14 protein-coding genes and 1 pseudogene are annotated in these 26,072 nt (G+C 70.6%); 10 read left to right on the top strand and 5 right to left on the bottom strand.

The annotated features are described in order from the left end of the window. The first annotated feature begins 283 nt into the window (after positions 1 to 283). Entirely contained in the window at positions 284 to 1,279 is a 996-nt protein-coding gene (locus WME89_RS45270) for a metal-dependent hydrolase (RefSeq protein ID WP_438005759.1), read from the top strand. Between the two features lie 98 nt (positions 1,280 to 1,377). Here WME89_RS45270 and WME89_RS45265 read toward each other — a convergent pair whose 3' ends face one another. Next, complete coding sequence (locus WME89_RS45265) at positions 1,378 to 1,941, bottom strand: malonic semialdehyde reductase (RefSeq protein ID WP_438012055.1); 564 nt, start codon at positions 1,939 to 1,941, stop codon at positions 1,378 to 1,380. A 989-nt stretch (positions 1,942 to 2,930) separates the two neighbouring features. Here WME89_RS45265 and WME89_RS45260 point away from each other — a divergent pair. The 6 genes from WME89_RS45260 (at position 2,931) to WME89_RS45235 (ending at position 12,142) form a co-directional block, all read left to right on the top strand. Beyond that, positions 2,931 to 3,635: an iron-containing redox enzyme family protein gene (locus WME89_RS45260; RefSeq protein ID WP_438005758.1), complete on the top strand. Its 705-nt coding sequence runs from the start codon at positions 2,931 to 2,933 to the stop codon at positions 3,633 to 3,635. 61 nt (positions 3,636 to 3,696) lie between these two features. Next, a complete protein-coding gene (locus WME89_RS45255; protein WP_438005757.1) occupies positions 3,697 to 4,836 on the top strand; it encodes a UbiA family prenyltransferase in 1,140 nt (379 codons plus the stop codon). A 24-nt stretch (positions 4,837 to 4,860) separates the two neighbouring features. Next, a complete protein-coding gene (locus WME89_RS45250) occupies positions 4,861 to 7,023 on the top strand; it encodes an FAD-dependent oxidoreductase (RefSeq protein WP_438005756.1) in 2,163 nt (720 codons plus the stop codon). Between the two features lie 851 nt (positions 7,024 to 7,874). Continuing rightward, the gene (locus tag WME89_RS45245; protein WP_438005755.1) at positions 7,875 to 8,918 is read left to right on the top strand and encodes a TauD/TfdA family dioxygenase; all 1,044 of its coding nucleotides are present in this window, start codon (positions 7,875 to 7,877) and stop codon (positions 8,916 to 8,918) included. A 46-nt stretch (positions 8,919 to 8,964) separates the two neighbouring features. Then, positions 8,965 to 9,987, top strand: a complete 1,023-nt coding sequence (locus WME89_RS45240) for a TauD/TfdA family dioxygenase (RefSeq protein ID WP_438005754.1) — start codon at positions 8,965 to 8,967, stop codon at positions 9,985 to 9,987. 25 nt (positions 9,988 to 10,012) lie between these two features. Next, positions 10,013 to 12,142, top strand: coding sequence for a 2-aminoethylphosphonate--pyruvate transaminase (locus WME89_RS45235; protein ID WP_438005753.1), 2,130 nt, complete (start codon positions 10,013 to 10,015; stop codon positions 12,140 to 12,142). On the opposite strand, the gene WME89_RS45230 is transcribed toward WME89_RS45235, so the two are convergent. From WME89_RS45230 to WME89_RS45215, 4 genes and pseudogenes are all read right to left on the bottom strand, one after another. Further along, the gene (locus WME89_RS45230) at positions 12,135 to 13,007 is read right to left on the bottom strand and encodes an ATP-grasp domain-containing protein (protein WP_438005752.1); all 873 of its coding nucleotides are present in this window, start codon (positions 13,005 to 13,007) and stop codon (positions 12,135 to 12,137) included. The genes WME89_RS45235 and WME89_RS45230 overlap by 8 nt on opposite strands. Continuing rightward, on the bottom strand, positions 13,004 to 13,867 hold the full coding sequence (locus WME89_RS45225; protein ID WP_438005751.1) for a nicotianamine synthase family protein: 864 nt from the start codon (positions 13,865 to 13,867) through the stop codon (positions 13,004 to 13,006). The genes WME89_RS45230 and WME89_RS45225 overlap by 4 nt, the downstream gene beginning before the upstream one ends. Positions 13,868 to 13,979: 112 nt before the next feature. Next, positions 13,980 to 14,243, bottom strand: a pseudogene (locus WME89_RS45220) (ISKra4 family transposase); the annotation flags it as partial. A 600-nt stretch (positions 14,244 to 14,843) separates the two neighbouring features. Next, positions 14,844 to 17,270 (bottom strand): hypothetical protein, encoded by a 2,427-nt coding sequence (locus WME89_RS45215; protein ID WP_438005750.1) that lies wholly within the window; start codon positions 17,268 to 17,270, stop codon positions 14,844 to 14,846. A 496-nt stretch (positions 17,271 to 17,766) separates the two neighbouring features. Between WME89_RS45215 and WME89_RS45210 the strand changes: the two genes are divergently transcribed. From WME89_RS45210 to WME89_RS45200, 3 genes are all read left to right on the top strand, one after another. After that, complete coding sequence (locus WME89_RS45210; RefSeq protein WP_438005749.1) at positions 17,767 to 19,557, top strand: S53 family peptidase; 1,791 nt, start codon at positions 17,767 to 17,769, stop codon at positions 19,555 to 19,557. 89 nt (positions 19,558 to 19,646) lie between these two features. Beyond that, positions 19,647 to 23,231, top strand: coding sequence for a poly-gamma-glutamate biosynthesis protein PgsC/CapC (locus tag WME89_RS45205; RefSeq protein WP_438005748.1), 3,585 nt, complete (start codon positions 19,647 to 19,649; stop codon positions 23,229 to 23,231). After that, positions 23,228 to 26,053: a hypothetical protein gene (locus WME89_RS45200; protein ID WP_438005747.1), complete on the top strand. Its 2,826-nt coding sequence runs from the start codon at positions 23,228 to 23,230 to the stop codon at positions 26,051 to 26,053. The genes WME89_RS45205 and WME89_RS45200 overlap by 4 nt, the downstream gene beginning before the upstream one ends. Positions 26,054 to 26,072: the final 19 nt, after the last annotated feature.

The following is a 26,072-nucleotide window of genomic DNA, read 5'->3' as shown; positions in this document are numbered from 1 at the left end:
CTGGGGTGGCGGCGGAAACCTCCATGTCTCGAGGGACGTGCCCAGCGCCGCCCTCGACCTGCACCGGCACCCAGCGCGTCGAGCGCCGGCCCGTCGGCGACGCTGGGCGGTTCGCCTCGATCGGCACGAGCAGCCGGGGGCGGTTCGCGCGCAAGCTCTCGGAGGCTTGAAGCGCAGTCCTCGGCCGCCGTTGCGCGCCTCGGGTCGGCGCCTGCCCTCCGGCGGGCTGGAGCGGGTCACGGCCTTGCGCTCGCTCAGGGCCATGAGGTAGCTGACGACCCTCATGGACACGCTCACGCACGGGCTCCTCGGCCTGGCGGTCGGCGCAGCGCGTCGCCCCGACGTGAGGCCCGGCGAGGGGCGCGCGTCAGCGACCGACCGCGCCGTGCTGCTCTCGTGCGTGATCGCCGCCGAGCTGCCGGATCTCGACTACTTCTGGCCGGCGGGGGACGCGGTGCTGCGCACGCTGCGCGCGCACCGCGGGCCCTCGCACGCGCTCCTCTTCGCGCCGGTGGTGGCGGCGGTGGCCGCCGGGATCGCCTGGCTCGTCCTGCGGCGGAGGGCTCGGTTCGGCCCGGTCTACGCGTTCAGCGTCCTCTCGGTCGCCCTCGCGCACCTCTTGCCGGATCTCTGGACCGGGTGGGGAACACGCCTGCTCCTCCCGTTCTCGGACGCGCGCCTGACGCTCGACTGGACCGGCGTGCTCGACCCGCTGGTCACGCTGCCGCTCGCCCTCGGCGCGCTCGTCGCGTGGCGCCGGCCGGCGCGCTGGCGGGGCGCGATCCTCGCCGGGGCCGCCGTCACCGCCGCGTACGTCGGCGGTCGGATCGCGACGCAGCAGGTCCTCGTCGCCCGCGTCGCCGCCGCCCACCCCGAAGCGCAACGCGTCGCCGTCTTCCCCGCGATGCTCGGCGTGACGACATGGCGCTTCATCGCGACGCACGAGGACGCTTACGCCGCCGGCACGGTCAGCTTGCTCGGCGGCGCGCCGACCGAGGAGCGCCGGGTCGCGCGCGCGCCCAGCGGCCCTGTCCCCGCCCGCGTCGCGGCCGTCCCCACCGTGCGTGAGGCGCTCGCCTGGGCTCGCTTCCCCGTGGTCCGCCACGCCCCCGCCGGCGACGGCGGGACCACCGTGCGCGTCGCCGACCTCCGCTACCACCTGCGCGGCGACCCGACGCTCGAGTTCATCGTCGACATCGCCCCCGACGGCGCGGTGACGCGCGCCCGCCTCGAGCGCGGCGGCTCCGCCCGCGAGCTCCTCGACCGCTGGCGCGAGTAGCTTCACGCATCCGCCATTGCATGGCGGCGGGCTTGCTCGATCTCGTCGGGCTCCGTCGCGAGGTCCAGCACCACCTCGCCACGCTGTCGCGATTGGCGTCATTCGATGCGCGCGACCTCCGAGAACGTGAGGCGCGGGTTGCGGGGGTAGAGCTTCGCCGGATCGCCGTATCCGAGGTTGACGAGGAAGAGCACCTTCCACGGCAGGTCGCCGAAGAAGGCCTCCTCGACCTTGGCGGCGTCGAAGCCGCCGATCGGGCCGCAATCGAGGCCGAGCGCGCGCGCCGCCAGGATGAGGTACCCGGCCTCGAGCGCGGCGTTCGCCAGGGCATGCCCGGCGCGAACGTCGGCCGGCATCGCCGCGAACTGGGCTCTCTTGTCACCCATCGGGAAGCGCTTGGGCAACCGCTCGTGGAACGTCAGATCATAGGCGAGGAGGACGGTCACCGGCGCGCTCATCGTCTTCTCGACGTTGCCCGGGTAGATCGCCGGCCTCAGCCGCTCTTTCGCGGCGGCGCTCTTCACGAACACGAAGCGCGCCGGGCTGGAGTCGGCGCTGGTCGGGCCCATGCGCAGAAGATCGAAGAGCTCGTGCAACACCGCGTCGGGCACGGGCCGGTCCAGCCAGCCGTTGTGCGTACGGGCTTGAAGGAACAGCGACAGAGGTGCAGGGCGCCTTCGAGCTGACGACCCCCTTCGCGCTCTTCGCCCGACGGCACGCGGACATCGACGTCCTCCTGCTCGGCGTCATTCGAGGTAGCGCGACGGTCTCCACCGAGGGAGCGCGCCCGGCGACGTTGACCGCCGGCGACGTGCTCCTTCACTCCTCCTCCAAGCCCATCGAGCTGCGTGATTCACCAGGGACGCGAGCGGAATTGACGAGAGCGTCGAAGTGTCCCTGGCTGTCGCTGGCCACGCTGCGCGACGATGGCGACGTGCTCGCACCGCGTTCGTGGGCGTCGGCTTCCGGTTGGCGACGCCGCTCAAGGGGCCGCTCTTGGCCCAGCTGCCGCCGATGCTCGTGGCGTCGCCGGCGGCGAGCCGCACCCTCGACGCGGCGCCGCCTGTGCCACCCGGATCGGTTGCCGAATCGACACATTTCCATCTGTCCTGTGCTGGGCCGTGAGCACGGACTATTCGGTCCTGCTCGGTGACATGCCGCCGGACCGGGCCGCAGATGGCGGGGAACAACGGCCGGACGCACGAGCCTACGCTCGATGCCTGGAGGTCTTGATGGCGTTCTCGCGTGGGGAACGCGTCGACAGCCTAGAACGATTGGCATCATCACTGTTGCGCGACGGCTTCGAACTCCACGCGTGGCATGCCGGATTTGATATTCTTCCGTGGCGCGGGGCCAGGCATGCAGAAGCCCTATCCTGGGAGATTCTGGCCTTCTCCCTCAGGGCACTGGCGAGGCACGACCCGGCCCCGCCGTCGGCCGGCGCCACCCTGTGCGCCGGTGCACAGGGCCGTGCGAAAATAGCCAATCGACCGCCGGGGCCGCGGCAGGCAAGCTCGTCGCACGAGGTCGCCGAGAGCGCCTCGTGGGGCGGCACGGCCGTCGCGCTCGGCGGCCGTGGTGCGCGTCGTGGGCCGCGCGAGGGCGCCCCGGGCGGCCTCGGCGACGCGCTTCGAACGTCACGGAGTGAACCATGGAACTTGCGACGAACATCGAGCCGCGGCCGGGCGCCGTGGTCAGTGAGGTTGAGCAGCGGCTCGGGCATCTGATGATGCGCCATCACCCGTTCTTTCAGCGCGCCGACGCCAAAGACCCTCGGTTCTTGCGCACGATGTTGCAGCTCGGCTTCGAGTTCAGCGAGGTGGTGGGCCGCTACCTCACTCTGCTGGCGCACCGGCTGTGGGACACCAACAAGCCCGTGGTCAGCATTCTCGTGAGCCAGGTGCACGACGAGCTCGGCCGGGGCAAGTTCACCGACGACGGCCACCCCAACCTGTACCGCGACATGGTCGAGGGGCTCGAGGCTTGGGCCGACGGCGCGGCGATGGAGTTCATGCGCGAGCCGCAGAAGCGGCTGATTCAAGAGCTGAAGCAGTGCCTCGGCTCGGACGACGTCGACAAGAGCCTCGGCGCCTACGTCGGCACCGAGATCATCGCTTCGGACATCACCGTTCATATCAGCCAGGTGATGGGGCGGCTCGGGCTCTCGGAGGGGGCCATGCGCTGGTCGCAGTGCCACGACGTCGTCGAGCTCGAGCACGTCCAGGGCATCTACGAGGTGCCCCGCCACCTGCCTCGAGACCCCGAGCGGCTGCGCCAATTCTGGGGCGCGGCCGAAGAGATGATGCGCGCCATGTGGCGGTACTTCGACGCGCTGAACCGCTTCTCGTTCGCCTGAGGCCTCGGCCGGCGGGGCCGGCGAAGCGCGATGGGCCGCGCACCTGCGCGAGCAATTGAGTATGAAACTGAAAAGCTATCTTGGACCGGATCCTGACGGCCTTACGAGCAAAACCGGCTTCGACCGTTCGGGCGCGACGACCTCGACCTCGTCGGCGTTCCAAACGACCGTTGCGCAAAGCCCAGCCCGACGCCGCGCGCCTGGCAGGACCACCATGCCGATGTCCTCGCTCCATTCGCCGCCTTCCATTACCGTTTCGCGCCCCACGAGCGCCGCGCGCCCGTCCCCTGCCTTTCTCGGGCTGTGGCGCGCGGCGCGTTGGAAGAAAAACCTGCCGCTCACCCTTCTCCTCTTCGGCGGCATGCTGGTCTCGCCCGCGCCCGTCGACGCCGGCGCCGCCGCCGTCGCGCTGCTCACGTTGCTCGCGAGCTCCGCGTTCATGACCCACGTCAACGTCCTCACCGACGCCGAGCTCGACGCGAGCTCCAAGCCCGAGCTCTACCGCTGGCTGTCGGTGAGCCGCACCTTCACCGTCCGCGCCCTGGCGGCCGAGCTCCTGGCGAGCGCGGCCGGCATCGGCTGGCTGCTGGCCCGGGGGCGCGCCTTGGCCGGCCTCGGGCTCGGCGCGTTTCTCGCGCTGACGGTGCTTTACTCCTACAATTACCTGTCGCCCGGCGCCGCGGCCGCCAGGCGCTTGAAGGCGTACTGGTGGGGGCACCTTCTGACCTGCCTGGTCAGCTACTTCGCCCTCTGGGGCGCGGGCCTCGGCCTGCACACCTCGGGCGACGCGCGCGCGCTGGCCGCGTGGGGCCCGGCCTTCTTCTTCGTCTCGCTGTCCGAGTACGCGGTGTTCCTCTCCGAGAGCGCCGTCGACGCCGCCGAAGAGCGGAGGGCGGGCCTCAAGACGCTCGCCGCGCTGCTCGGGCGCAGGGGCAGCAGCCTCGCCGCGGCCTTGCTCTGGCTCGCCGCCGCGGCGGGGCTCTCGCTCGCCGGCGCCCTCGCCGGCCCCGAGCAGCGCAGGCTCTTGCTCGTCTGCTTCGCGCCCGCCGTTCTCTGGCGGGGTAGCGTCGTCGCGCTGCTCGCGGCGCCGCTCGATCAACACCGAGACCGCGTGCTGCGCTTGGCGGTACCCGACGTGACCTTCTTCGGGAGCCGGCTGCTGACCGTCGTCAGCCTCGTTGTGCTCGACGCCGCCTCGTAGGCGAAAACCTTGCGGGAGAATGACGTGACACTCTTCGAACACGAGAACACGAGCCCCTATGACGTGGCCATCATCGGGGCCGGCCTGGCGGGCCTGGCGGCCGCGCACGCGCTGCGCGACCGGAACATCATCGTCCTCGAGAAAGAGCCGCGCCCGGGGGGCCGCGTCTACACGAAGTCGGCGGGCGAGAGCTTCTACGACCTGGGCGCGGTGTTCGCCTACGACCCCGCGGCGGCGCCGATCGCCCTGCGGACGCCCGCGCTGCACCCCGAGAGCGAGCGCATCGGGCTCTTCGCCCAGGGCAAAGTTCACTACGGCACCTCGGTGAGAGAGTGCCTGCGTCAGCTCGACCTGGCGCCGCACGAGCTCGACACGCTCGACGCGTTCGAAACCGACCCCGAGAAGGACGCGAGCACCCTCTTGCCGGGCGCGTACCGGCACCTCAACAGCTTCTTTCGCCTCATTCACCCGGGCGACATGAGAGAGTACCTGCCGCAGCGGCAGCACGACGCCTTCATCAAGTTTCCCACGCGGCACTACGAGACGGCGAACGGCTCGCTCGTCGAGGGGCTGGCGCGGCCGCTCGAGGGCCGGCTCGAGACCGGCGTCGAGGTGCTCTCGCTGACCGAGAAGGGCGGCTCGGTCGAGGTGGTCTTCCGGCGCGGCGAAGAGACCCACACCCTCGCCGCCCGCGCCGTGGTGTGCACGGCGCCGGCGCCGGTGGCGAGGCGGCTCGTCACCACCCTCACCAACGATCGGTGCCGGGTCTTCCTCGATTCGCTCCGGTACGGCGAAGGCACCGTGGTGGTGCTCGGCCTCGACGGCGCCGACCTCGCCGACTTCAGCTACATCGTCACCCCCGACCTGCCGTTCAACACCGTCATCAAGCACCGGGGGCGAGACGGCAAGCCCGATACCCTCTTCGTGTACTATGTGGGCGAAGCGTCCGAGGCGCTGAGCTGCCTGCCGCACGAAGAGATCGTCCGCCGGACGCTCGAGCACGCCCGCGCGCTGAAGGTCGGCGCGCTCTCCGAGAAGACGCTCCGCTTCGCGGACGTGCACCGCTGGCCCACGGTAGGCCCTCGCATCTCGCGCGCGAGTTACGCCAACTGGACCGACTGGGAGGCCCGCGCCTGCGAGCGCATCTTCTTGGCCGGCGACTACGTCTTCGTCGAGCCAGACAACGTTCTTCCCTTCGGCACGACCCAGGCCTTGCAGTCTGGCAAGAGGGCGGCCGAGAGCGCGCGGGCGTACCTCGACGTGCCGGCCGAGGTCGAGGCGTTTCGCTCGCAGACCTTGATCGAGACGACCATCTACCGACTGGCGGGCGAGCGGCCCGCGTTCGTTCAGACCAAGAGCGAGTGCAACATTTCTTACTACGGGCTACTGCTGCAGGCGAACCCGAGCCGGCCGCTCACCGAATATCTGCTGCAAAGCGCGCGCGAATCGCTGTGGGAGTATCAGGTTGGCTTCGGCGTGACGGCCGACGACAGCCTGCTCGTCCTGGAGGGCCTGGTCGCGGCGGGCGTGGGCCGCGACGTACTTCAGCCGAAGCTAGACCGCCTGGTCGAGCTCTTTTACTCTCGGCCGCAAGGCGCGTTTCACAGCCTGTCGGAGCGCCGGGCCGAGATCAAAGGGTGCGCGCAGGGGCTCGCCGACTACTGGCTCGGGCCCTCCGTGTACGTGTCGGCCCACGCCGGCCACCTCTTGCACCGCGTCGCGCCAGAGCGCTACCCGCAAGAAGTCGGCGCCTGCACGCAGTACGTCGCGGGGCTGCAAGAGCCGGAAGGCTACTGGAGCAGCATCTGGTTCTCTTCGAAGTTCGTGACGACGCTGCACGCCGCCAAGCTCTTGGGCATTCACGGCGAGAGGTACCGCCCCCAGCTATCGCGGGCGACCGCCTTCATTCTCGCGACCCAGGGCCACGACGGCAGCTGGGGCGAGACGGTGCTCGAGACCTCGGCGGCGGTGCTCGCGCTCGAAGCCCTGGGCGAAGCGGGCACGGCCGCCCTCCGGAAGGCAAAATCGTGGCTTCGCGCGCGCAAAAAGCCCGACGGCTGGGAGGGCGAGCCCATGCTCTATTACTGGTTCGAGACGGGGCCCGCCGAGAAGATGTTCTTTCACTGCCGAGACAAGGGGGCCGTCACCTCCGCCTGGGCCACCCTCGCGCTGGCGAACCCAGCGTAACGCCGCACGTCACGCGCGGGGGCGCGCGCGACGCCGCGTTCGACGACCCGAGAGCGAGGCGCCCCCGGCCAGCGTGGTGTAGACAATATTACACAGCCGAGTGAGCTCGTTGGGCCAGCGTGGGGCTCCTTCGCCAACGCTTGCTCCTCGCCGCATAGGACGGCGCCTGTGGGGGCCTACAGCCCCGGGTGTATCCACGCGTGAGGCTCAGGACGCGGTCCTCGAGACCGGGGCCGCCGGCGTCGACGACTGCACAACGATCCATCCCCCAGCGTGCTCGACGGCAGTCGTTCCGGAAGACCTCGCCCCCCTCCTTCAGCGAGAGTGCGGGAGAGCCAAAGTTACTGTCGCTTGACACGGCCAGCACGGCGCCGCCGGCGGAGGCCTCCGGGGTCGAGCAACTGGAGCGCGGGCGGGTCATCTCCTCCAGGTAGAAGCGCGGGGGCGTCGCCGATGTGGGGCCTCGGCGCAAGCCAGAGTGCGAACGGGAGCGCAGACCCTGCGCGCGAGCTCGGCGGCGTGCGCCCCTACGCTGCGGCCCGCGGTGGGCTCGCTCTCGAACCACTACGCGCGACCACGCCGGACGCGCCCCCGAGCTCAGCGGCAGCACGTGCGCGCCGCGGAGTTCTCGGGCCGAGCTTGTCAAGACGGCTGCCTGCACCGGCCCGCAACAGCATGGACGCGCTCTAGTCCAAGGCGATTGACGCCGGTCCCCCGCAGGATCCCATGATGACGTTGCCTGGGAAGCGGTATACTGTGTGGCAACAGTGCAGCACTATCGAAAAGATCATACGAGAAAAAACGATCTCGTCAGCTTTGCCGGCTTCACGCCCCGGAGAGGATGACCCACCATGGAAACATCGTTTGCTCCCTCCAAGATCCAAACGAAACAGATCAAACACCCCCGGGCCTGGGATGGAAAGAACCTGACCAAGGACGAAGTTGCCTTCGATCTCGGGCCCAGACACCTGGAGGCCTTTGACCGCGTGATCCAGGAAGCCCGGAAACGCAGCGTCACGCTCGAGAACGCTCTCGACGAGGATTTCCAGCTCGAGGACATCCAGGACGATGTGCAGCTCATCGCCGACAGAATCCTGAATGGCCGCGGCGCGGTCATCGTTCGCGGATGGCCGATGGACCGCTGTACGGAAGCGGAAATTGCTCTCCTTTACTGGGCATTAGGCAAGCAATGGGGCCAACCCATCGTTCAAAGCTGGAAAGGGGATCGTCTCGGCTATGTGACCGATGTTCCCCAGCTGGTACCGGGGACGCGGGGCAAAGGTTTCACCTCCGAAAACGCGATGACGATCCATACCGATTACGGTGGCATCATGGGGCTGATGGCCATCCGGCGGGCCAAATCGGGGGGATTGAGCGGCCTGGTCAGCGGAATAGAAATTCATAACCGCATCGCCGCCACGCACCCAGATTATCTGGCGCCTCTCTATGAAGGCTATTATATTTACTGGACGGGCAACGAGAAAAAGGGTGAACGTCCCATAAACCTCGACTACCGCGTGCCCATCTTCAGCGAGCTCGACGGGCAGGTCAGCGTTTCTTTCATGAACAAAAGGGTCGTCGAGCAGGCGGTCGCGGAGCGGAAAGAACCGCTCACGGAGCTGCAGCGCAAGGCGCTCGAATACTTTCATGCCGTCGGGGATGAGCTGAAATTCACCTTCATGCTGGAAGCGGGCGAGGCGTTGTTCGTCAACAACTACGCCATTCTGCACGACCGCGCTCCCTATGAGGACTGGCCGGAACAGGAACGCCGCCGCTTTCTCCTGCGGCTGTGGCTGAGGACTTCCCAGGAAAAGCAGCCGGTTCACTCGAGCATCCGTCGTTTTTACGACACAATTGCTGGAAATTTCTCCCCGCCGCCGGAGAAAGTGATTTAGTGGTAATTGCCCACTTGCCCTGCAACCCTCCACGCGGGAAATCGACATGTCCAACAGCCTTGCAAGGTACACTGGCCATCCCGGAGCCTGGAGAGCCTCGGACCTGACGAAAGAAAAAATCTCCTTCGATCTCGGGCCCCGGCACCTGAAAGCGTTCAAAAAGGTCATGGATGAGGCCCGGAAACGCAACCTCACGCTCCGGACCGCTTCCGAGAGCGATTTTCCCCTCGTCGAGATTCACGACGATATCCGCCGGATCGCCGACGAAGTTCTCCACAAGCGCGGCGTCATCGTCATCCGCGGCTGGCCGGTCGAGACCTATACGCCGGAGGAAATGGGATTGTTGTTTTGGGCCGTGGGCAAGCAGCTCGGAGTGCCGGTTGAGCAGAGCCATCACGGCGACCGGCTGAACCAGGTCATCGATCTCGGGGGCGGGCGGGCCTACAACTCCAATATTCCCCTGGACATGCACAGCGACTTCAGCGCGCTGGTCGGTCTTCTGGCGATCCGCAAGGCCAAGCTGGGCGGCCATAGCGGGATAGCGAGCGCCCTCGCCGTTCATGACAAGATCGCCGAGACCCATCCCGAATATCTCGCCCCGCTCTATGCCGGTTATTACGTCCATTGGCAGGGAGAGGAGGCGAAGGGCGAGCGGTCGCTGATAACCGATTACCGCGTTCCGGTTTTCAGCGAAGTCGAGGGCCAGCTCAGCGTCTTCATGGTCAAGCCGTTCCTTGAGCAGGCCGCGAGGAACAGGGAAATGACCCAGCTTCAGCGGGACGCGCTCGACTATTTTCAGCAAGTCGCCGACAGCGACGAGTTCGCCTACAAGTTCATGCTGGAACCAGGAGAAGCGTCGTTGATGAGCAACTACACGGTCCTTCATTCGCGCTCCACCTTCGAGGATTGGCCCGAAGTCGAGCGGCGCCGGCTCCTCCTGCGGCTCTGGCTCAAGTTGCATCACGGGGACCGCCGTCCCCTCCATCCCAGTTTGCAACGCTTGCACACCCATGACGGGTTCTACGTGTCGGCCAAGAGCGGCGAAGCGCCGCAGGTATCGGCCACGTGACGGAACCTCTACCTGAAAGACGACGATGATCGACCTGGCAATCGTTGGACTTGGGCGGTGGGGCACCTTCCTCGTGGATGCCGTGCAGGGCATCAGCCCCAAGGTCCGTTTTGCCGCCGCGGTCAGCCGTACTCCCGGACGCATCGAACAGGCGGCCGCCTCGCGGGGAATCAAGGTCCTCGCCTCGCTGGAAGAAGCGCTGGCCCAACCGACGATCGCGGGCATCGTAATCGCCACACCTCATTCCCTCCATGCCGTGCAGATCGAGGCCTGCGTCCGCGCGGGGCGCCCCGTTTTTGTCGAAAAGCCCTTCACGCTCACTTCCTCCAGTGCGGTGCAGGCTTCCGCTGCCGCCTCGGCGGCGGGAGTTGTGGTGGCCACGGGGTTCAACCGTCGGTTTCTTCCCGCGATGCGCAGACTAAAGAGCGTCGTCGGGGAGGGCGGCCTGGGCACCCTTCGTCACATCGAAAGCAACTTTACCGCGAATCTCATCGGGCAATTTTCCCCCGGGCAATGGCGTTTGACAGCGGAGGAAAATCCGGCCGGCGGCTTCGCCGGGGGTGGCATTCATATGATCGACGCGATCATCCATCTCGGCGGTCCCGTCACCGGCGTGTTCGCGGTGGGCTCCTCGCGCATCCCGGCCCTGGCGCCTCTTGAGGACACCGTCTCCGCCCTTCTCACCCTGGCCTCCGGAGCCACGGCCTCGGTGACGACGATGCTGGCCACGGCGCCGACATTTCGTCTTCAGGTATTCGGGACCCAGGGTTCCGCGGAGATTCGTGACCCGGACACGCTCGAAATTGTCGACCTCGCAGGCAAAGGTCGTTCCTTTCCCTTTGAGGCTGTTTCCACGGAGCGCGCCGAAATCGAGGCTTTTGCCGATGCCATTTCCGGAGAGGCCCCGTATCCCATTCCCATGGATGACGTGCTCAATGGCGTGGCGGCTTTCGAAGCCATCGGCCGATCCCTCTCTACGGGCGGCCCTGCTTCCATTGCTGAGGGTGGATGCCTTGAAGTTAGAATGAATCGCCGACACGACCACTACCTGCTCACGCCGGGGCCCCTTACGGTCCCGCCGGAAATCCGGGAGACGATGCTGCTCGACCGGAACCCCTACGGGGGCGACTTCGTCAACATGACCGCCGCGATCCGCCGCTATCTGCTCGAGATCGCCAACGGCACGGAGACGCATGCCTGCGTTCCCCTACAAGGCAGCGCCAGCTACGCCATCGAAGCGGCCATGCAGACCCTGGTGCCGCATACCGGCACGATCCTGATCGTGCAGAATGGCTTCTACGGAATCCGGCTCAGGGAAATCGCCGAGGGCATTCGCCTCAAGGTCGCGACCCTCGACCTTCCGATGCTGCCGTTACCAACGCGCGACGATCTCGAAAAAGCCCTCGACGCCGACCCCTCCATCACGCACATCGCCATGTGCCACGCGGAGACCGGCACCGGCGTGCTCAATCCGGTCGAGATGGTAGCGGAAGTGTCCCGGTGCAGGGGCAAGCGCCTCATCATCGATGCCGTCGCTTCCTTTGGCGGCTTTCCCATCGACGTGGCCGCGCTCGATCTCGAGGCGCTCATCATCTCTCCCAATAAATGCCTGGAAAGCGTCCCGGGCATCGGCCTCGTCCTCGTCAACAGAGACGCCCTGGCCGCCTCGGCGGGCAGGTCCAGGTCGCTTTCGCTCGATCTCCATGCCCAATGGAGCACGATGGAAAAGAGCGGCATCTGGCGCTGGACGCCGCCAACCCACGTTGTCGCGGCCCTGGCCAGGGCCTGCGAACGACACCGGCGGGAAGGCGGCGTGGCCGCCCGCGGGGCACGTTACCGGCGCAACTGGCGCATCCTGATCGACGGCTTCCGCCAATGGGGATTCCGGACCTTGATCCCCGACGAGGTGGCCATACCCATCATCGCGACCTTCCATGTTCCCGAGCCGTTCGCGCATGACTTCCGGCCCTTTTACGAAGCACTGGAGCGGCGCGGGATCACCATCTTCCCGGGACGGCTGACCGCCGCCGGAACGTTCCGCATCGGTGTCATGGGCGATCTGGTCGAATCGGACATCCGCATGATCATGAACGTCATCCGCGAAGTCCTCGGAGAAATCGATTCGCGTTACAAGGACCTGCCGCGGATCAGCTAGGACGTATTGCCGCCACGATGGCGTCCGCCAACGCATTTGCCGACGCGGGGACCCTGTCGAGATAAAGCGCGGGATCGATGACCTCAATCTCCATCAGGACAAACTGGCCACCGCGCAGGATGCCGTCGATCCGCGCGTAAACGGGACGACCAGGGACATGCCGCAAGACCTCCTCTGCGGCCGCCACATGCTCCTTCTCGGGAACAACGGACACCGGAGCAAGCGGGCGGTAACGCCCGTTCACCCGAAAATCATCTGGATTGGGACGCTTCCTCACGCCATGGGCGAAACGTCCGTCGATGAACACGAGCGACAATTCGCCTTCGCGGATCTCCGGCACGAATTCCTGGAGCAAGAGATCGTTCCGGCCCGTTTCGGCGCGCAGGGCCTCGGCCTGCGCGGCCACCTGGTGGCGCTCAACGAGGGTCACGCCCACGCCGCTTTCCCCGATGCAGGGCTTCAAGACGAGCCGATCTCCGGGAATTTCGGACGCCGTGGTTTCTATATCTGTATTTTGATCGACGATGCGCGTGACCGGGCAGGGTACTCCGTGGGCGATGAGGTCCAGCAAATACCGCTTGTTCGAGTTCCATAGTAGCAGGTCGACCTCATTGATCACGGGAATCGCCTCGTCCCGCAATCCATGGAGCCATAGGAAAAATTTCTCACTCTGTTCCGTGTAGTCCCATACGGAACGGACCACCACGCCCGCCGCGTGGCCTTTTGCCTCCTCCTGCGGTTCGATCTGGTCCCAGGGACGCAACACGGTTTCCACACCCCGATGTTCCAGGGCCTTCTTGAGCGCCAGATCGCAGCCGATTGCCTCGGGAGGGATCTTCGCGCAGGTCGCCAGTAGCAGCTTCACGGCACACCCTGCCTCTGGTCGACGGCGGCAACCACGCCCGTCTCGCTTCCATTGCGTCGCTCGAGAAGCACGGCGTCATAGACCGCCCCGGTATGGATAAGCGGGGTGACGTGCCAGGACCCGGAAATCTCCTTCTCGAACGGATAATTGCAGAGCGATTTGATGCCGTTGCCGTAGCGAAGGATGATCTTCGCCTGCCGGTGCATCTGGCTGCCTAGTTGCCGAAGAATGGCGGCCTTCTCCTTGACCAATGCGGCGATGATGAAATGGCTCGCCCGTCTGACACAAGGGATCGTCTCGAGCGGACGGCAGCTACACCGGATCCGCTCCGCCAGACCCTGATGCATGACAAGCTTTTTTGCGAGGCGGGTCGCTTCAGGATCGATATCGTGACACAGCAACTTCGCCTCACTTTCCCGGGCGAAGAGCAGCGCCGTGACGGGCAGCGCCCCGGCCCCTATGAAAACAATCCTTGATTCCGGGCCTATCCGGGAGGCCGCCAACTCCGCCCGGAACGACTTCTGAAACTCCGTGTAAGTCGCATCCATATAGCCTTCCAAAGGCAAGGTTCCCTCTGCCAGTCGCTGGCAAAGGTGGCGGGAATGGTCCTTTTCCAGGTCGCAGAGGGCGCGATCCAGAACATCGCGAAGCATCGTGGCCTCGTGAAGAAGCTCGAGATCGCCTTCCCAACGCCGCCAGCACGAGGCGTTCTCCGCATCCATGACGAACTGGCGAACGGAGCCCAGCTTTTTTTCCAAGGGATCGAAACTGCCGCAACGGCCGGCTTCCTGGCGAAGCTCTTCGAGCTCGGAGCTCAGGGCGCGTAATTCAGCCAAGAGAAGATGTTTGTTCGAGCGCATGAGCCTTCTCGCCTGAAACCGTGTTGGGGAGATGTATCGGAAGTTGGCAACAACGATGTGGTCTACAACTGGGGCCACCTCGGCACCCATAGGCGTCGACCATGGGTGTCCAGGGGACATCCCCCCCATGACGTGCACGGTGCGTTCGGTCATGCTCCTGTTGCAGGTGGAACGCCGAGTAGGCTTCGAAGTCGCCGCTCGAGCGCAGCGAGCAGAGGCGCAGCACCGCCTCTGCGCCTTGGAGCGACCAGCGAGCCCCGGTGCGGTCCATGCGATCCTTGACGAGATGGCGGCATGCGCCCTCGATCACCTCCGTTGCGGTGGGTAGCCCCGCTGCGAGCGCGCGATCGTAGTGCAAGCGCGTCCGATGCTTCAAGAAGCGCCCGTTGAACCACCACCCCAGATCATGCAGGCGATCCTCGTGCAGAAGAGCGCCACCGGCGTCGAGCGTGCCGGCGCGGAGCGCCGCCCAGACCTCGCGCGAGAACATGACCGGCCCGAGGCCAGAAGGCCCCTGGCGGCCCCTCAGCGCCTCGTAGGTGGCCGGGCGCGGGGTGCTCGAGAGCTCCAGCGCCGTGCACCGCGCCTGGCCCGGCCCGGGGCCCTCGACGACGGACAGGGCGACGCGCAGACCGCCCGAGGGCGCGAAGGTCCCGTAGCGCGAGCCGCCCATCGGCTGGTAGTCAAGCCGCGCGCCACAGCGAGCACGTCCCGATCGCGAGGCTCATGCGCTCCCCCTCGAGAAACGTGATCCGCCGGGCGCCGAGATCGAATTCCAATGGAAACGACGGATCGCGACTGTTCGCCACGACAATGTCGTTGCCCAAGTTCGTCCCTGGTAGGTTTTCCCGAGCTGTCCGGCTCAAGGAGCCCCTGTTCGTCGCGCGGCGCGGGGACGCAGCCGGACTCTCACCTCATGTCGGGATGAGAGGCGCCCGCCGCCCTCCGCCGCCCGCGCCCGCCGCCCTCGCCCGCGCTACTTCGGGCTCGCCCTCCCGATCGCGATCACGTTCTGCTGCGCCGCCGGCTTGCCGCCCTCGTGCGCGGCCACGAAGGCGCGCGGGTGCGCCCGCAGCAGCGTCACCGTCAGCGTGATCCCCCAGCCGTCGTTCGTCTTGAGCTCCGCCTGGCCGTGGCTGTCCTCCACCGCCAGGATCAGCCGGCCGAGCGGCTCCAGCCCGGCAGGGGCAGAGCCAGGCGCGGTCAGCACGCGCTGGAGCGCCGACTCCGGCAGCCCCAGGCCGAAGCCGACGTCCAGGATCGACAGCTGCACGCCCTGCGGCGCCTCGCGCACCGACACCACCGGGCCGTGGCCAGGCAGCCCGCGGCTCGCGACGTCGGTCAGGAACCCCTCGAGCACCTGCGCGAGCTCGCCGCGGTGCCCGAGGGCGTGCGTCGCGCCGCGGATCGGCTCGAGCCGCACCGCCCGGCCCGTCGCGCGCGCGGCGCTCGCCACCGCGTCGGCCACGACATCGCCGAGCTGGAAGGCGCAGAGCGGATCCGTCGCGTCCCGCGCCGCGAGCGGCCGCACGTTGCCCGACACGGGCGCCGGCTGCTTCACCGGGATGAGCGCGGCCACGTAGCCCGCGATCCACGAGGAGCCGTCGGACTCGCGGCGGAGCGGGCGCACCGAGAGCACCGCAGGCTCGGGCGCGCTGACGCTGAGCTCGATGCCCTCGTCGCTCGCCATCACGCTGGAGAGCGACACGGCGGCGCCGCTCGCGGACGTGGCGCCGAGCACGTCGCCCAGCGTGAGCGAGCCGGGCGGGAGCGCCGCGCTCGCGCTCTCCACCGGCACCGTGACGTCGCGCGCGCGCAGCCACTTCGCGAACTCCGGCGCGACGAAGCGGACGTCGCCGAACGCGTCCGCGTACAGGAGCCCCACCGGCGCGCTGCGCAGCATCGACCCGAAGAGCTGGAGGTCGTCGAGCGCGACGCGCGCGCCCTCGACCAGATCGTCCGTCGGCGTGTGGCCGGCCCGCGCCTCGCCCGCGCCCGCCTCGGCCGTGCGCGCGAGGCGCTTCCTGCGCAGGAGCAGCGCGAGCTCGCGGCCGACGTTCTCCGCCCGCTCCGGCTCGCGCGAGAACGTCGCCTCCGCGACCGGGCCGCAGAAGAACACGTAGCCCTCGATCTCGCCGAACGCGATGAGCGGGACCACGACCGCCGGCATGTCCTGCTTCGTCAGGAACCGGCGCGCCAGGCGGATCGCCGGGACGCCCTGCTCGCTGCTGTACGGCGGGCGGCGGACGTCGTGGCGCCGCTCGGCGACGAGGCTGTCGCCGTCGCGCCGGTCGTTCCAGAACCGGAGGTGCCAGCTGCCCGCGGGCAGCTCCGCGACGAGCACGAGATCGGCCGGGTGCGCCTGCTCCGCGAGGCGCGCCACGCGCGGCCAGAACTCCTCGTCCCGCAGCGTGTGGACCCCCTGCATGCGGAACAGCGCCGCGCGCTGGATGAGCTCCGCGGCGCGATCGACGGCGCGCTGCACGCCGAGCCCGCGGAGGATCATCACGCCCGCGAACGCGACGGCGAGGCCGAAGAGGGTGCTCGGCAGCGGCAACAGGCTCGCCTCCACCCGCGCGGCGAGCGCGCTCTGGCCCGCGGCGAGCGCGAACGTGGCGAGGAACAGCGCGGTCGTGGCGACCAGGCTCCCGTAGCGGCGGCGCGCGAGCCACACGAGCCCGCCCGCGAGCAGGACGAACAGCGCGGGCGCCCAGGCCGGGGCCGAGGCGCGCCGCCCGCCGTCGAGCAGCCCGCCGAGCACCGCGGCGACGCCCTTCGCCGGCGGCAGCGCCGACGTGGCGACGGCCTGGGGCGGGACGCCCCCCGAGCCCACCGCGACGACGGCGACGCGGCCGGCGAGCGCGTTCGCCGGGACCTGGCCGTCCGCGAGATCGCGCAGGCTGACCGCGGGCACGCTCTGCGGCGCTTTCTTGATGACCCAGGGCGCCGCCGAGACGCCGAGCGCCCCGAGCTCCGCCGCGCGCGCCTCGCTGGTCAGCGGGAAGAAGCCGACGACCTCGCCCGCGCTCAGGCGCAGCAGCCCCGGCGGCAGCCGGACGGCGGGCGCGGCCGCCGTCGCCGGCGCGCGGGCGCCGCCTCCCGCGTCGCCGCCGCAGAAGGCGTCGGCCGGCGGGACGAGCAGCGCGCCGCGCGCGCGCCCGCGCTCGAGCAGCCCGGGGAGCGAGCGCTCACACAGCCCGTCGCGCAGCGCCTCGGGCGAGGCGGTGACCAGCAGCACCTGCGCGGAGGGCGCGTCGTCGGCGAGCGCCGACGCGGTGAGGCCGCGCGCGACGTAGTCGAACCGCTCGAGCGGCGCCACGGCGGCGAGCAGCGCCCCCGCGGCGATCGAGAGCACATCGGGGCCGAGCCACCCGAAGCGCGCCGCCTCGGACTGCGAGGTCATCGGTCGCGGGATGCGAAAGGGCCTGGGGATCCGCGGACGGTAAGTCTTCGCCATAATCGCTGGAGAACGCAGCGCGCCAGGGGTCGCGAGGCGCCCAGGCAGGCTGAGCGTCGCATCGAGGTCGCACCAATACAATTGTCTACCGGAGTGCGCCGCGCCAAAACCGTCTGTTTTTCAAGAAGAAGGACGCCCCCTACAGCCGGTCGCGCAGCGCCGCCGCGGCGGCGCGCAGGGCGTCCGCGTCGCTCTCCGGTGCGCCGCCCGCTCGTACACGAGACCGCTCGCCGCAGCGCAGCAGCGAATTCTGTTCGAGACGAGGTGCGATGTGGTGCTCCGCACGCGCCGTCGAGGCGCGTTGTGTTGCGGGCGGCGTGCGTGTGATGCGACGTCAGCGAGCGGTGTCGATTGGGCTGGATCGGCCTGTCGGAAGGGGATTGAATCGATCCTGCATATGCGTCGCTCTTCATCTGTTCTCCGGGTCGCTCCTGTCCTCGGGTTGTTCGCTCTGACCAGCAGCGTCGTCTTCTCGGCCTCGAGCTGTGGCTGCGAGTCGGGTGCGCAGCTCGCAAATCCGTCGGGCAGCGGCGGGGCAGGGGGCGCCGGCGGGGGCGGGGGCGCGACAGCGAGCGGCGGCGGGGGCGCGACAGCGAGCGGCACCGGGGGCGCCGCGGAGGGCGGCGGCGGGGAGGGCGGGGCCGGCGGGGTGCCGCTGCCGGACGAGCTGCCGGACTTCACCGAGGAGGAGCGCGAGCCCACCGAGGCGACGGACGGCATCCCGAGCCCGCTGCCCGGCGTGTACACCGACAAGGGCGTCGCCGGGGGCGACGAGGTGGTCCGCGCGCTGATGGGCTTCCCCATCCGCAACTCGGGGCGCCTCGAGCAGGCGATCCAGGAGATCTACGACCCGGAGAGCCCGCGGTTCCGCCAGTACCTCACCCCGGAGGCGTGGCTCGATGCGTACGCGCCGCGGGAGCTCGACGTGCACCTCGTGAAGCTCTGGCTCGAGGAGCAGGGGTTTCAGGTGAACTTCACGGCCACGAACCGGCTGCTGATCCAGTTCACCGGCACGGTGGCCCAGTTCAACGAGGCCTTCGAGACCGAGCTCAGGGTCTTCGAGCGGGAGAACCCGCAGGCGGGGAACCCGCCGTTCGACGTCTTCGGCTCGCTGGAGCAGCTCACCGTGCCGACGTGGGTCTCCGAGCGCACGACCGGCATCATCACCGCGGATCTCGCGGCGAGCACCAAGCCGCTGCCCGCCGAGGGCGGGGACATCGTGTCGGAGCCGCCTGGCGACGTCGATCGGGGGTTCACCCCCGCGCAGATCGCGGCCGCGTACGACCTCGACGACCTCTACGAGCTCGGGTTCACGGGCCAGGGGGTGAAGCTCGGGGTCACCGTCGGCGCCACCTTCAAGCTCAAGGACCTGCAGTCGTTCTGGCGATCGTTCGGCCTGCAGCGGGCAAACCCGGAGATCGTCCTGACCATGGAGCCGGTCTCGACGCGCTACACGGAGTCGACGCTCGACGTCCAGTGGTCGGCGGGCCTCGCCCCGGGCGCGGACGTCGTCGTGTACCAGGGGCCCGACGCGCGCAACACGTCGATGGTCTACACGTTCAACGAGGCGATCGCCCGCGGCGAGGTGTCGGTCATCACGGACTCGTTCGCGCACCGCGAGGACTCCGAGCCGCCGGCCGTGCGGCTCCAGTACCACTACGCGGCGCAGATGGCCGCCGCGCTCGGGATCACGGTGATCGCGGCGACCGGCGACTCCGGGCAGACCGACACGCCCTCGGCGAGCCCGTACGTGACCGGGGTCGGCGGGACGCAGCTCTGGCTCACCGGCAACGGCGAGGTCGAGAGCGAGAACGCGTGGACCTGGTCCGGCTCCGGCCCGACGCTCTCGTTCCCGATCCCCGCGTGGCAGGTGGGGATCGTGGAGGGGTCCGACGGCAAGCGGGCGGTCGCGGACCTCGCGATGCACGCCTCGAGCTCGCCGAACCCGTACTGGGTCTACTACCTCGGCGAGTGGCGCCGCTACGCCGGGACGTCGTTCTCCTCGCCCGCGTTCGCCGGGATCGTCGCCGTGGTGAACAGCTACCGCGCCGCGCAAGGCCTGCCGCGCGTCGGCTTCCTGAACTCGATCCTCTACACGACCCCCGCGGTGCAGGCGACGTTCCGCGACGTCGTGAGCGGCGCGACGGAGTTGTTTGCCGCGGGGCCGGGCTGGGACTACCCGACGGGCTGGGGCGCGCCGAGCGCGCTCGGCCTGGCCACCACGCTGCCGTAGCGGCGCGCCACGCCGGGTCGGGCGGCGGCGCGCGCTGATCCCGATCCGGCGGACCGCCGCCTTCCGCCGCCGTCCCGCCGCACCGCCGCATGCTCGCCAACCTGCCGCTCTTCCCACCGAACGGGCTTGACCGCAGCCTCCACACCGCGGTCCTGATCGGGCTCGTCTTCGGGACGCTCTTCACCGAGACGCTCGGGTGGACGTACGCGGGGCTCGTCGTGCCCGGCTACCTCGCGACGGTGTTCTTCGCGGCCCCGGTGACCGCGGTGTTCATCATCGCGGAGTCGGTCGTGACGTACATGTTCGTCGCGCTGATCGGCCGCTGGATCACCCGGACCGGCGCGTGGTCGACCGCCTTCGGGCGCGAGCGGTTCTACCTGTTCATCATCGGTGCGGTCATCGTGCGGCTCTTCGTCGAGGGCTTCGTCGTGCCCGAGGTCTCGGCGCGCTACGACTTCGTGCACTCGCGGGAGCTCTACAGCATCGGGCTCGTGCTCGTGCCGCTCATCGCGAACGCCTTCTGGAACAGCGGCCTCCTGCGCGCGGCGCCGCGGCTCGCGGTCGTCACGATGCTGACCGCGCTCGTGCTCGGCGTGCTGCTCCGGACGACGAACCTGTCGGTCTCGCGCTTCCAGGTCCTCAACGAGAGCCTGTCGCTCGAGTTCCTCGAGCTGCCGAAGGCCCACATCATCCTGGTCATCGGCGCGCTGCTGGGCGCCCGCAACAACGTCCGCTACGGGTGGGACTACAACGGCATCCTCGTGCCGGGTCTGCTCGCGGTGGCCTGGTACGAGCCGACGAAGCTGCTCACGACGACGGTCGAGGCGCTGGTCGTCTTCTATCTGTCGCGCTGGATCACGTCGGTGCGCCCCTTCTCCCGGATGCTGCTCGTGGGGCCGAGGCGCATGATCTTCGTGTACGTGCTCGGCTTCGTCGTGAAGATGGCGATCGGCTTCGCCATGGTGCGGTACGCGCCGGGGCTGCAGATGATCGACTACTTCGGCTTCGGGTACCTGCTCCCGAGCCTGCTCGCCGTGAAGATGTGGAACAAGGAGCACGTCGGCATCGTGATCATGCCGACGCTCCAGGTGTCGTTCACGGCGTTCCTCGCGGGCAACGCGGTCGGCTACGCGCTCGTCGCGCTCGGCTGGGGCAGCGCGCCGCCGCCGCCGGCGGCCGAGGCGAGGCCGCCGCCGCGCGTCGAGAGCGCGGCGCTGTCGCTGGTGCTCGCGGACACGGTGCCGCGGCCCGGCCCGCGCCCGCGGGCGGCCGCGATCGCGGCCGACATCGAGTCGCGGCGGGTCGCCTACCGCCTCGCGCGCAGCGTGCTGCGCGACGGCCGGCCGGCGGACGAGCTGCTCGGCGTGGCGGAGCGCGCGCGGGTCTCGGTGGTACGGGAGGGCGCGCGGGAGGGCGACGGCGACAGGCCGTGGTACGTGATGAGCGCGCGGTTCGAGGACGCGGAGGACGCGCCGAGCGCGCCGCGGGCGGCGCTCCGCAAGCGCGTCGGCCGGAGCCCGACGTCCGCGCCCGAGTGGCTGGTGCTGGCGGCGCCCGCGGAGATCGGCTCCGCGCTGCCGGCGGTGGCGCTCCGGGTGGCGGAGCTCCTCGACGCGTCGGGGGTCGTGCTGCTGTCGCGCCACGGCGCGATCCGGCGCCACGACGAGGCGTTCGCGGCCGCGATGATGGAGGCGATGGAGGACCCGCAGGTGCTGATCGTCGAGCCGGGCGGCGGCGACGGGCCGGAGCTCAGCGTCGTGGGCTCGCCGGCGGGGCTGCCGGTCGTGTCGATCGGCGAGGGGCTCGGCGCCGAGACGGCGATGACGTTCCGCCCGGCGGCCGAGCAGTCGACGCTCCTCGCCGACGCGCCGCGGTTGCGGGTGCCGCGCCAGGTCGCGGAGGCGGTCGGCGCGCGCGTGCTCGGCGTGCCGGAGGTCGTGCGCTGGAGCGGGACGCTGGAGGAGGAGCTCTCGAAGCGGATGGTGTCCCTGACGGAGGTCCAGCCGGGCCGGTTCCGGCCGCCGTCGATCGAGGAGCTCCGGCTGTTCGACAGCGTCGTGGCGCCGCGGCTGATCGCGGCGGCGACGCGCGGCGGCGGCGCCGCTGGCGCGCCGGCGCCGACCGCGTGGGAGCGGGCGATCCTCGGGCGCCTCGGGTACCGCGAGGTGCGCATCGGCGGTACGGACGCCGCGCCGGCGGCGTGGGGCATCGCGGAGCCGGGGCCGGAGGAGGGCGGCCCGGAGCGCCGCGGGAACCCGGCGTGGCTCGTGCTTTCGCACCCGCCCGCGCCGCCGCCGCCGCCGGGGCCGGCGGCGCGCCGCGCGGGGCCTGCGGCGTCGATCGGCGGGATCTTGCCCACGGCGTCCTCGCCGGACGCGGTGAGGTCGCCGCTCACGGGCGCGATGCTCGTCGAGGTGCCCGCGCCGCGGTGGCAGATCGGGGTGTTCGGCGCGGGGCTCGCGCTCGCTGACGCGCTCTCCGCGCAGTCGCTGCTGCTCGCGGGGGCGGTGCCCACGGCGGAGCCGAGCGGCGCGGCCGACGTGCGGCGCGCGGAGGGGCTGCGCAGCTTCTTCCAGCGGGCGCACGAGGTGTGGGTCGGGGACGGCGGCACCGCGCTGTCGGTCCAGGCGATCGAGGCGGAGCGGAGCTACGAGCGCGACGCGGTGGTCTCGTTCGGGTACGAGGTCGTGCGGCCGGAGCACGTGCCCACCTTCGCGGGGCCGCTGCTGGAGACGCTGCGCGATCTGGAGCTGCGCGTCGGGATCTTCGACGGCACGCGCGAGCAGGTGCCGTTCAGCGGCGCGACGGACATGGCGATGAGCTACGCGAAGCGGTTCGCCGAGGGGCGGTTCGCGATCGTGTACCTGGGCAGCGCGATCCGGCGCTTCTTCGAGCTGCGGCGCTTCGCGGCGCCGGGGCAGGGGGAGACGCGGCTCGAGGCGCGGCTCACGCGGCTCGGGGTGGCGCCCGCGCCGCTCGACGTGGCCGAGCGGGCGCGGGCGCTCGCGTCGTGCGCGGCGCCGGGCGCGGGGGCGAGCGGGGACGAGGCGTGCCCGACCCGGGGGGTGGCGGCGGAGTGCGATCTCGCCGCGTCGATGGAGGGCTTCCGGCGCTACACCACCGAGCGGAACCCGTACTACCTGAGGGCGCACTTCGCGGCGCAGGCGGCGCTGGCCGGGGGCGCGCAGGCGGCCGCGGCGGGGGGCGCGCAGGCGGCCGCGGCGGGGGGCGCGCAGGCGGCTGCGGCCGGGGGCGCGGGCGCGCAGGCGGCGCTGGCGAGGGGCGCGCAGGCGGACGGGCCGCGCGCCGGGGCGGCGGCGCGGTGCCATGTGGAGCTCGGGCGCGACGTGATCACGGGGCGACCGTGGGCCATCGCGGCGCGGCCGGGCGAGGCGCAGCTCCTGCCGATCGACGGCGCGCTCGTCGCGGTCCCGGGCCCGGCCGTGCCTGGCGAGCTGCGGCTGCGGCGCGCGGTCACCGTCGGCACGAGCGCGCTCCGGGTCCAGGCGGCCGGGGCGGGTCCGTCGAGCGCGGCGGGTGCGGTGGCGCCGGCGTCGGGGTCTGCGTCGCCCGGCGCGGTGGCGCCGGCGTCGGGGTCTGCGTCGCCCGGCGCGGTGGCGCCGGCGTCGGGGTCTGCGTCGCCCGGCGCGGCCCCGCAGGAGGCGGCCCCGTGAGCGCCCCGGCGAAGCGCCGCGAGCCCTCGATCCACGAGGCGGCCGCGCCGCCGCGCCCTGCGCGGCCGCCGGCGCGGGCGCGCCAGGCGACGGGGGGCTTCCGCGCGCGGGTGAGCGCGCCGCGCAAGGGGCTGAACCCGCGCTGGCTGATCGCGATGTCGCTGCTCGGGGTGACGGCGGCGGCGCTCTCGCTCCTGCCGAGCGCGCCGCCGCTCGGCAGCTCGCTGCCGGCCGAGGACGAGATCCTCGCCTACCACATCGAGCCGCAGCGGGATCTCGTGGTGAAGATCCCGGCCGAGATCGACGCCGTCGAGGTGACGACCTGGGCGGGCGTGAAGGCCGACGTCTGCGACTCGGCGAAGCGCTACCCGTACGGGTTCGTCGCGGCGTTCGTGAACGAGCGGGGGAAGGAGGTCGCGCGGCACGTGTACGACCTCGAGAGCCGGGTGAGCTGCGACCCGGATCGCCCGCTCGGCGAGGGCGAATACGCGGCGCGGCTCGCTGGCGGCGGGGGCGCGGTGACGGATCCTCGCTCGACGCTGCTCATCACGCACGACGTGCTCCCGCAGGGCGGCCAGGTGCGGCTCCGGGCGAAGCCCGCGGTGGGGACCGACGGCGCGCCGATCGATCTGACGATCCTGTCCCGGCTGGAGGGCCGCTATGAGCGCAGCGAGACGTCGCGCGCCGTCTTCGAGCAGAGCCTCGACGCGGAGGAGCGGCGGCAGCTGGGGCGCCGGGTGTCGGCGCTCGGCTTCGCCGACCTGCCGGAGCCGGCGCGCAAGGAGCTGCTCCGGGGCTGGGCGCGGCGGCTCGAGGCCGGGGGACGCGAGGGGCTCGATTACGAGATGTCGCGGCTCCTCCTGCGGCGGTTCCGCATGCCGTACCCGCGCGCCGAGGGGCGCGGCGCGTCCGAGTTCGTGGTCGGCGAGCGCCACGCGGCCGCGCTGAACTTCCGCGGTCCGCTGTCGCTCGACATCGAGGGCCCGCCGGGTCGCACGGTGCGGGTCGCGGACGGCGCGAGCTCGTCCGCGAGCGTGGAGCTCGGCCCGCTCGGGCGGGCGACGGTGCGGCTCGCGCGGGAGGACATCCGGACGGTGGTCATCGACGGCGTCGGCCCGGATTTCGGCGTGCGGTTCGGCGCGCCGGAGGCGCAGGCGCTGCAGCAGGTCGGCGAGATCGTCCACCCGGCGATGCCTCCGCCCGCGGACGCGGGCGAGGGCGCGGCTGTGTCCGGCGCGGCGTCGGCGGAACCTGGCGCGGCGGCGGCGGAACCTGGCGCGGCGTCGGCGGAACCCGGCGCGGCGTCGGCGGAACCTGGCGCGGCGGCGGCTGCACCTGGCGCAGCGGCGGCGGCTGCGCCTGGCGCTGGGTCCACGACGGCCTCGTCGGCCGCGCCGGCGCGGCTCCAGACGCCGCCGGACGTGCGCATCGTGCGCTACCTGGCGCTGGATCCGAGCGACCCGGTGATCGCGCGGATGGCGCCCGGGCAGGAGCTCCTCGGGCTGCTGATCCGGACCGAGATCGAGGCGAGCGGCGGCGCGAACCAGGGCGATGCGACGGTGGTGGCGCGGTGGGGTCCGGGGCCGTCCGAGCGGGCCGAGCTCAAGGTGACGCTCCCGCGATCGCGCTTCGAGTGGTGGAACGACGGATTCGACTCGTCCGAGCCGCGGCTCGCGATCCTCCGGCCGCCGGCGGGGGTGGAGCGGATCGAGATCACGGGCGACGCGAGGACGCGCGTGCGGCTGCGCACGATCGAGCCGGGGGTGAACGAGACCCTGTACCGGCTGCCGTACCGGGTCGCGCTGGCCGAGGACGAGACGTGGCGTTACGCGCCGTTCGACGTGAGCACGTGGACCGACGTCCGGGCGGTGAACCTCGACGATCTCGAGCGGAAGGAGCGCTTCTCGGACCTGCGCGAGCAGGTGCGGATCGAGCGCTCGGGGGAGGGCGCGAGGTCGGACGCGGATCGGCCGGAGCGCACCCTCACCCCCGAGCACGCGCCGGTGCGCCGGCGGTTGCTGATGCCGGCGTGGCAGTCGGCGGGGGAGCCGTCGCCGGGGGATGCGTGGACGCCGCTGCTCGTGCCGAAGGACGTGCGGGTCGACGGCGAGGGCGCGCGGGCCGGGCGGCTGTCGGTCATCTATCGGGCAGCGCGCGCGTCGCTGGGCAAGGAGGTCGCGGTGCGCGTGGACGGCGAGGTGGCGCTGAAGGAGCCGATCGTGGCGCTGTCGGGCGCGCTGCGCGTGACGGCGCCGGCGGGCACGCGCAAGATCGAGATCGAGGGGCTCGGCGACGCGGGGGCCGCGTACACGGACGCGCCGCCGGCGAACGGCGGGGCGATCGTGCGCCGGCGCGACGTGTTCGAGCTGACGCGCGGCCGGCCGATGACGTACCGCTTCAGGCAGGAGGCGGGCGAGACGCTGCACCTCGTGCTGTTCGTGGTGACGCCCGGGGAGAACGCGGACTACCGCGTCCGGTACCGGATCGAGGGGGCGAAGCCCGCGTCGCGCGAGGCGGCGTTCTTCCGGCGCGTGACGCTCCCGGACGGCGTGCTGGCGGGCCGGGGCGGCGATCTCACGCGCGCGACGCTGTGGGAAGCGGCGACCGATCGGCGCGGCACGGACGGGGTGGGGCGCTCGGTGATCCGCCTGGGCGACGACCTCGCGCCGGGCGAGCGCGTCGTGCGGCTGTCGCTGCTCGGGCCGCAGGCGGGCGACGCGGGGGAGACGGCGAAGGAGGTCTGGATCGGGGCGGTGCTGGTCGGCCAGAAGGGGCCGGGGCGGGACAGCGGGCCGAGGCTGTGGGTGGAGGACGATCCCTGAGGCGGGCCCGGGATGCGTG

Origin of the sequence: Sorangium sp. So ce321 (assembly GCF_051530195.1) — a bacterium.
Lineage (GTDB): Bacteria > Myxococcota_A > Polyangia > Polyangiales > Polyangiaceae > Sorangium.
The sequence above is the reverse complement of the archived record's forward strand: the minus strand, read 5'-3'. Positions and strand labels throughout refer to the sequence as shown.

What these genes read in the sequence shown, in the direction of transcription:
- WME89_RS45245 (WP_438005755.1), top strand. Translation starts at nt 7,875, where the DNA reads ATGGAAACATCGTTTGCTCCCTCCAAGATCCAAACGAAACAGATCAAA.
- WME89_RS45225 (WP_438005751.1), bottom strand. Translation starts at nt 13,867, where the DNA reads ATGCGCTCGAACAAACATCTTCTCTTGGCTGAATTACGCGCCCTGAGC.
- WME89_RS45235 (WP_438005753.1), top strand. Translation starts at nt 10,013, where the DNA reads ATGATCGACCTGGCAATCGTTGGACTTGGGCGGTGGGGCACCTTCCTC.
- WME89_RS45240 (WP_438005754.1), top strand. Translation starts at nt 8,965, where the DNA reads ATGTCCAACAGCCTTGCAAGGTACACTGGCCATCCCGGAGCCTGGAGA.
- WME89_RS45255 (WP_438005757.1), top strand. Translation starts at nt 3,697, where the DNA reads ATGAAACTGAAAAGCTATCTTGGACCGGATCCTGACGGCCTTACGAGC.
- WME89_RS45260 (WP_438005758.1), top strand. Translation starts at nt 2,931, where the DNA reads ATGGAACTTGCGACGAACATCGAGCCGCGGCCGGGCGCCGTGGTCAGT.
- WME89_RS45270 (WP_438005759.1), top strand. Translation starts at nt 284, where the DNA reads ATGGACACGCTCACGCACGGGCTCCTCGGCCTGGCGGTCGGCGCAGCG.
- WME89_RS45215 (WP_438005750.1), bottom strand. Translation starts at nt 17,270, where the DNA reads ATGACCTCGCAGTCCGAGGCGGCGCGCTTCGGGTGGCTCGGCCCCGAT.
- WME89_RS45205 (WP_438005748.1), top strand. Translation starts at nt 19,647, where the DNA reads ATGCTCGCCAACCTGCCGCTCTTCCCACCGAACGGGCTTGACCGCAGC.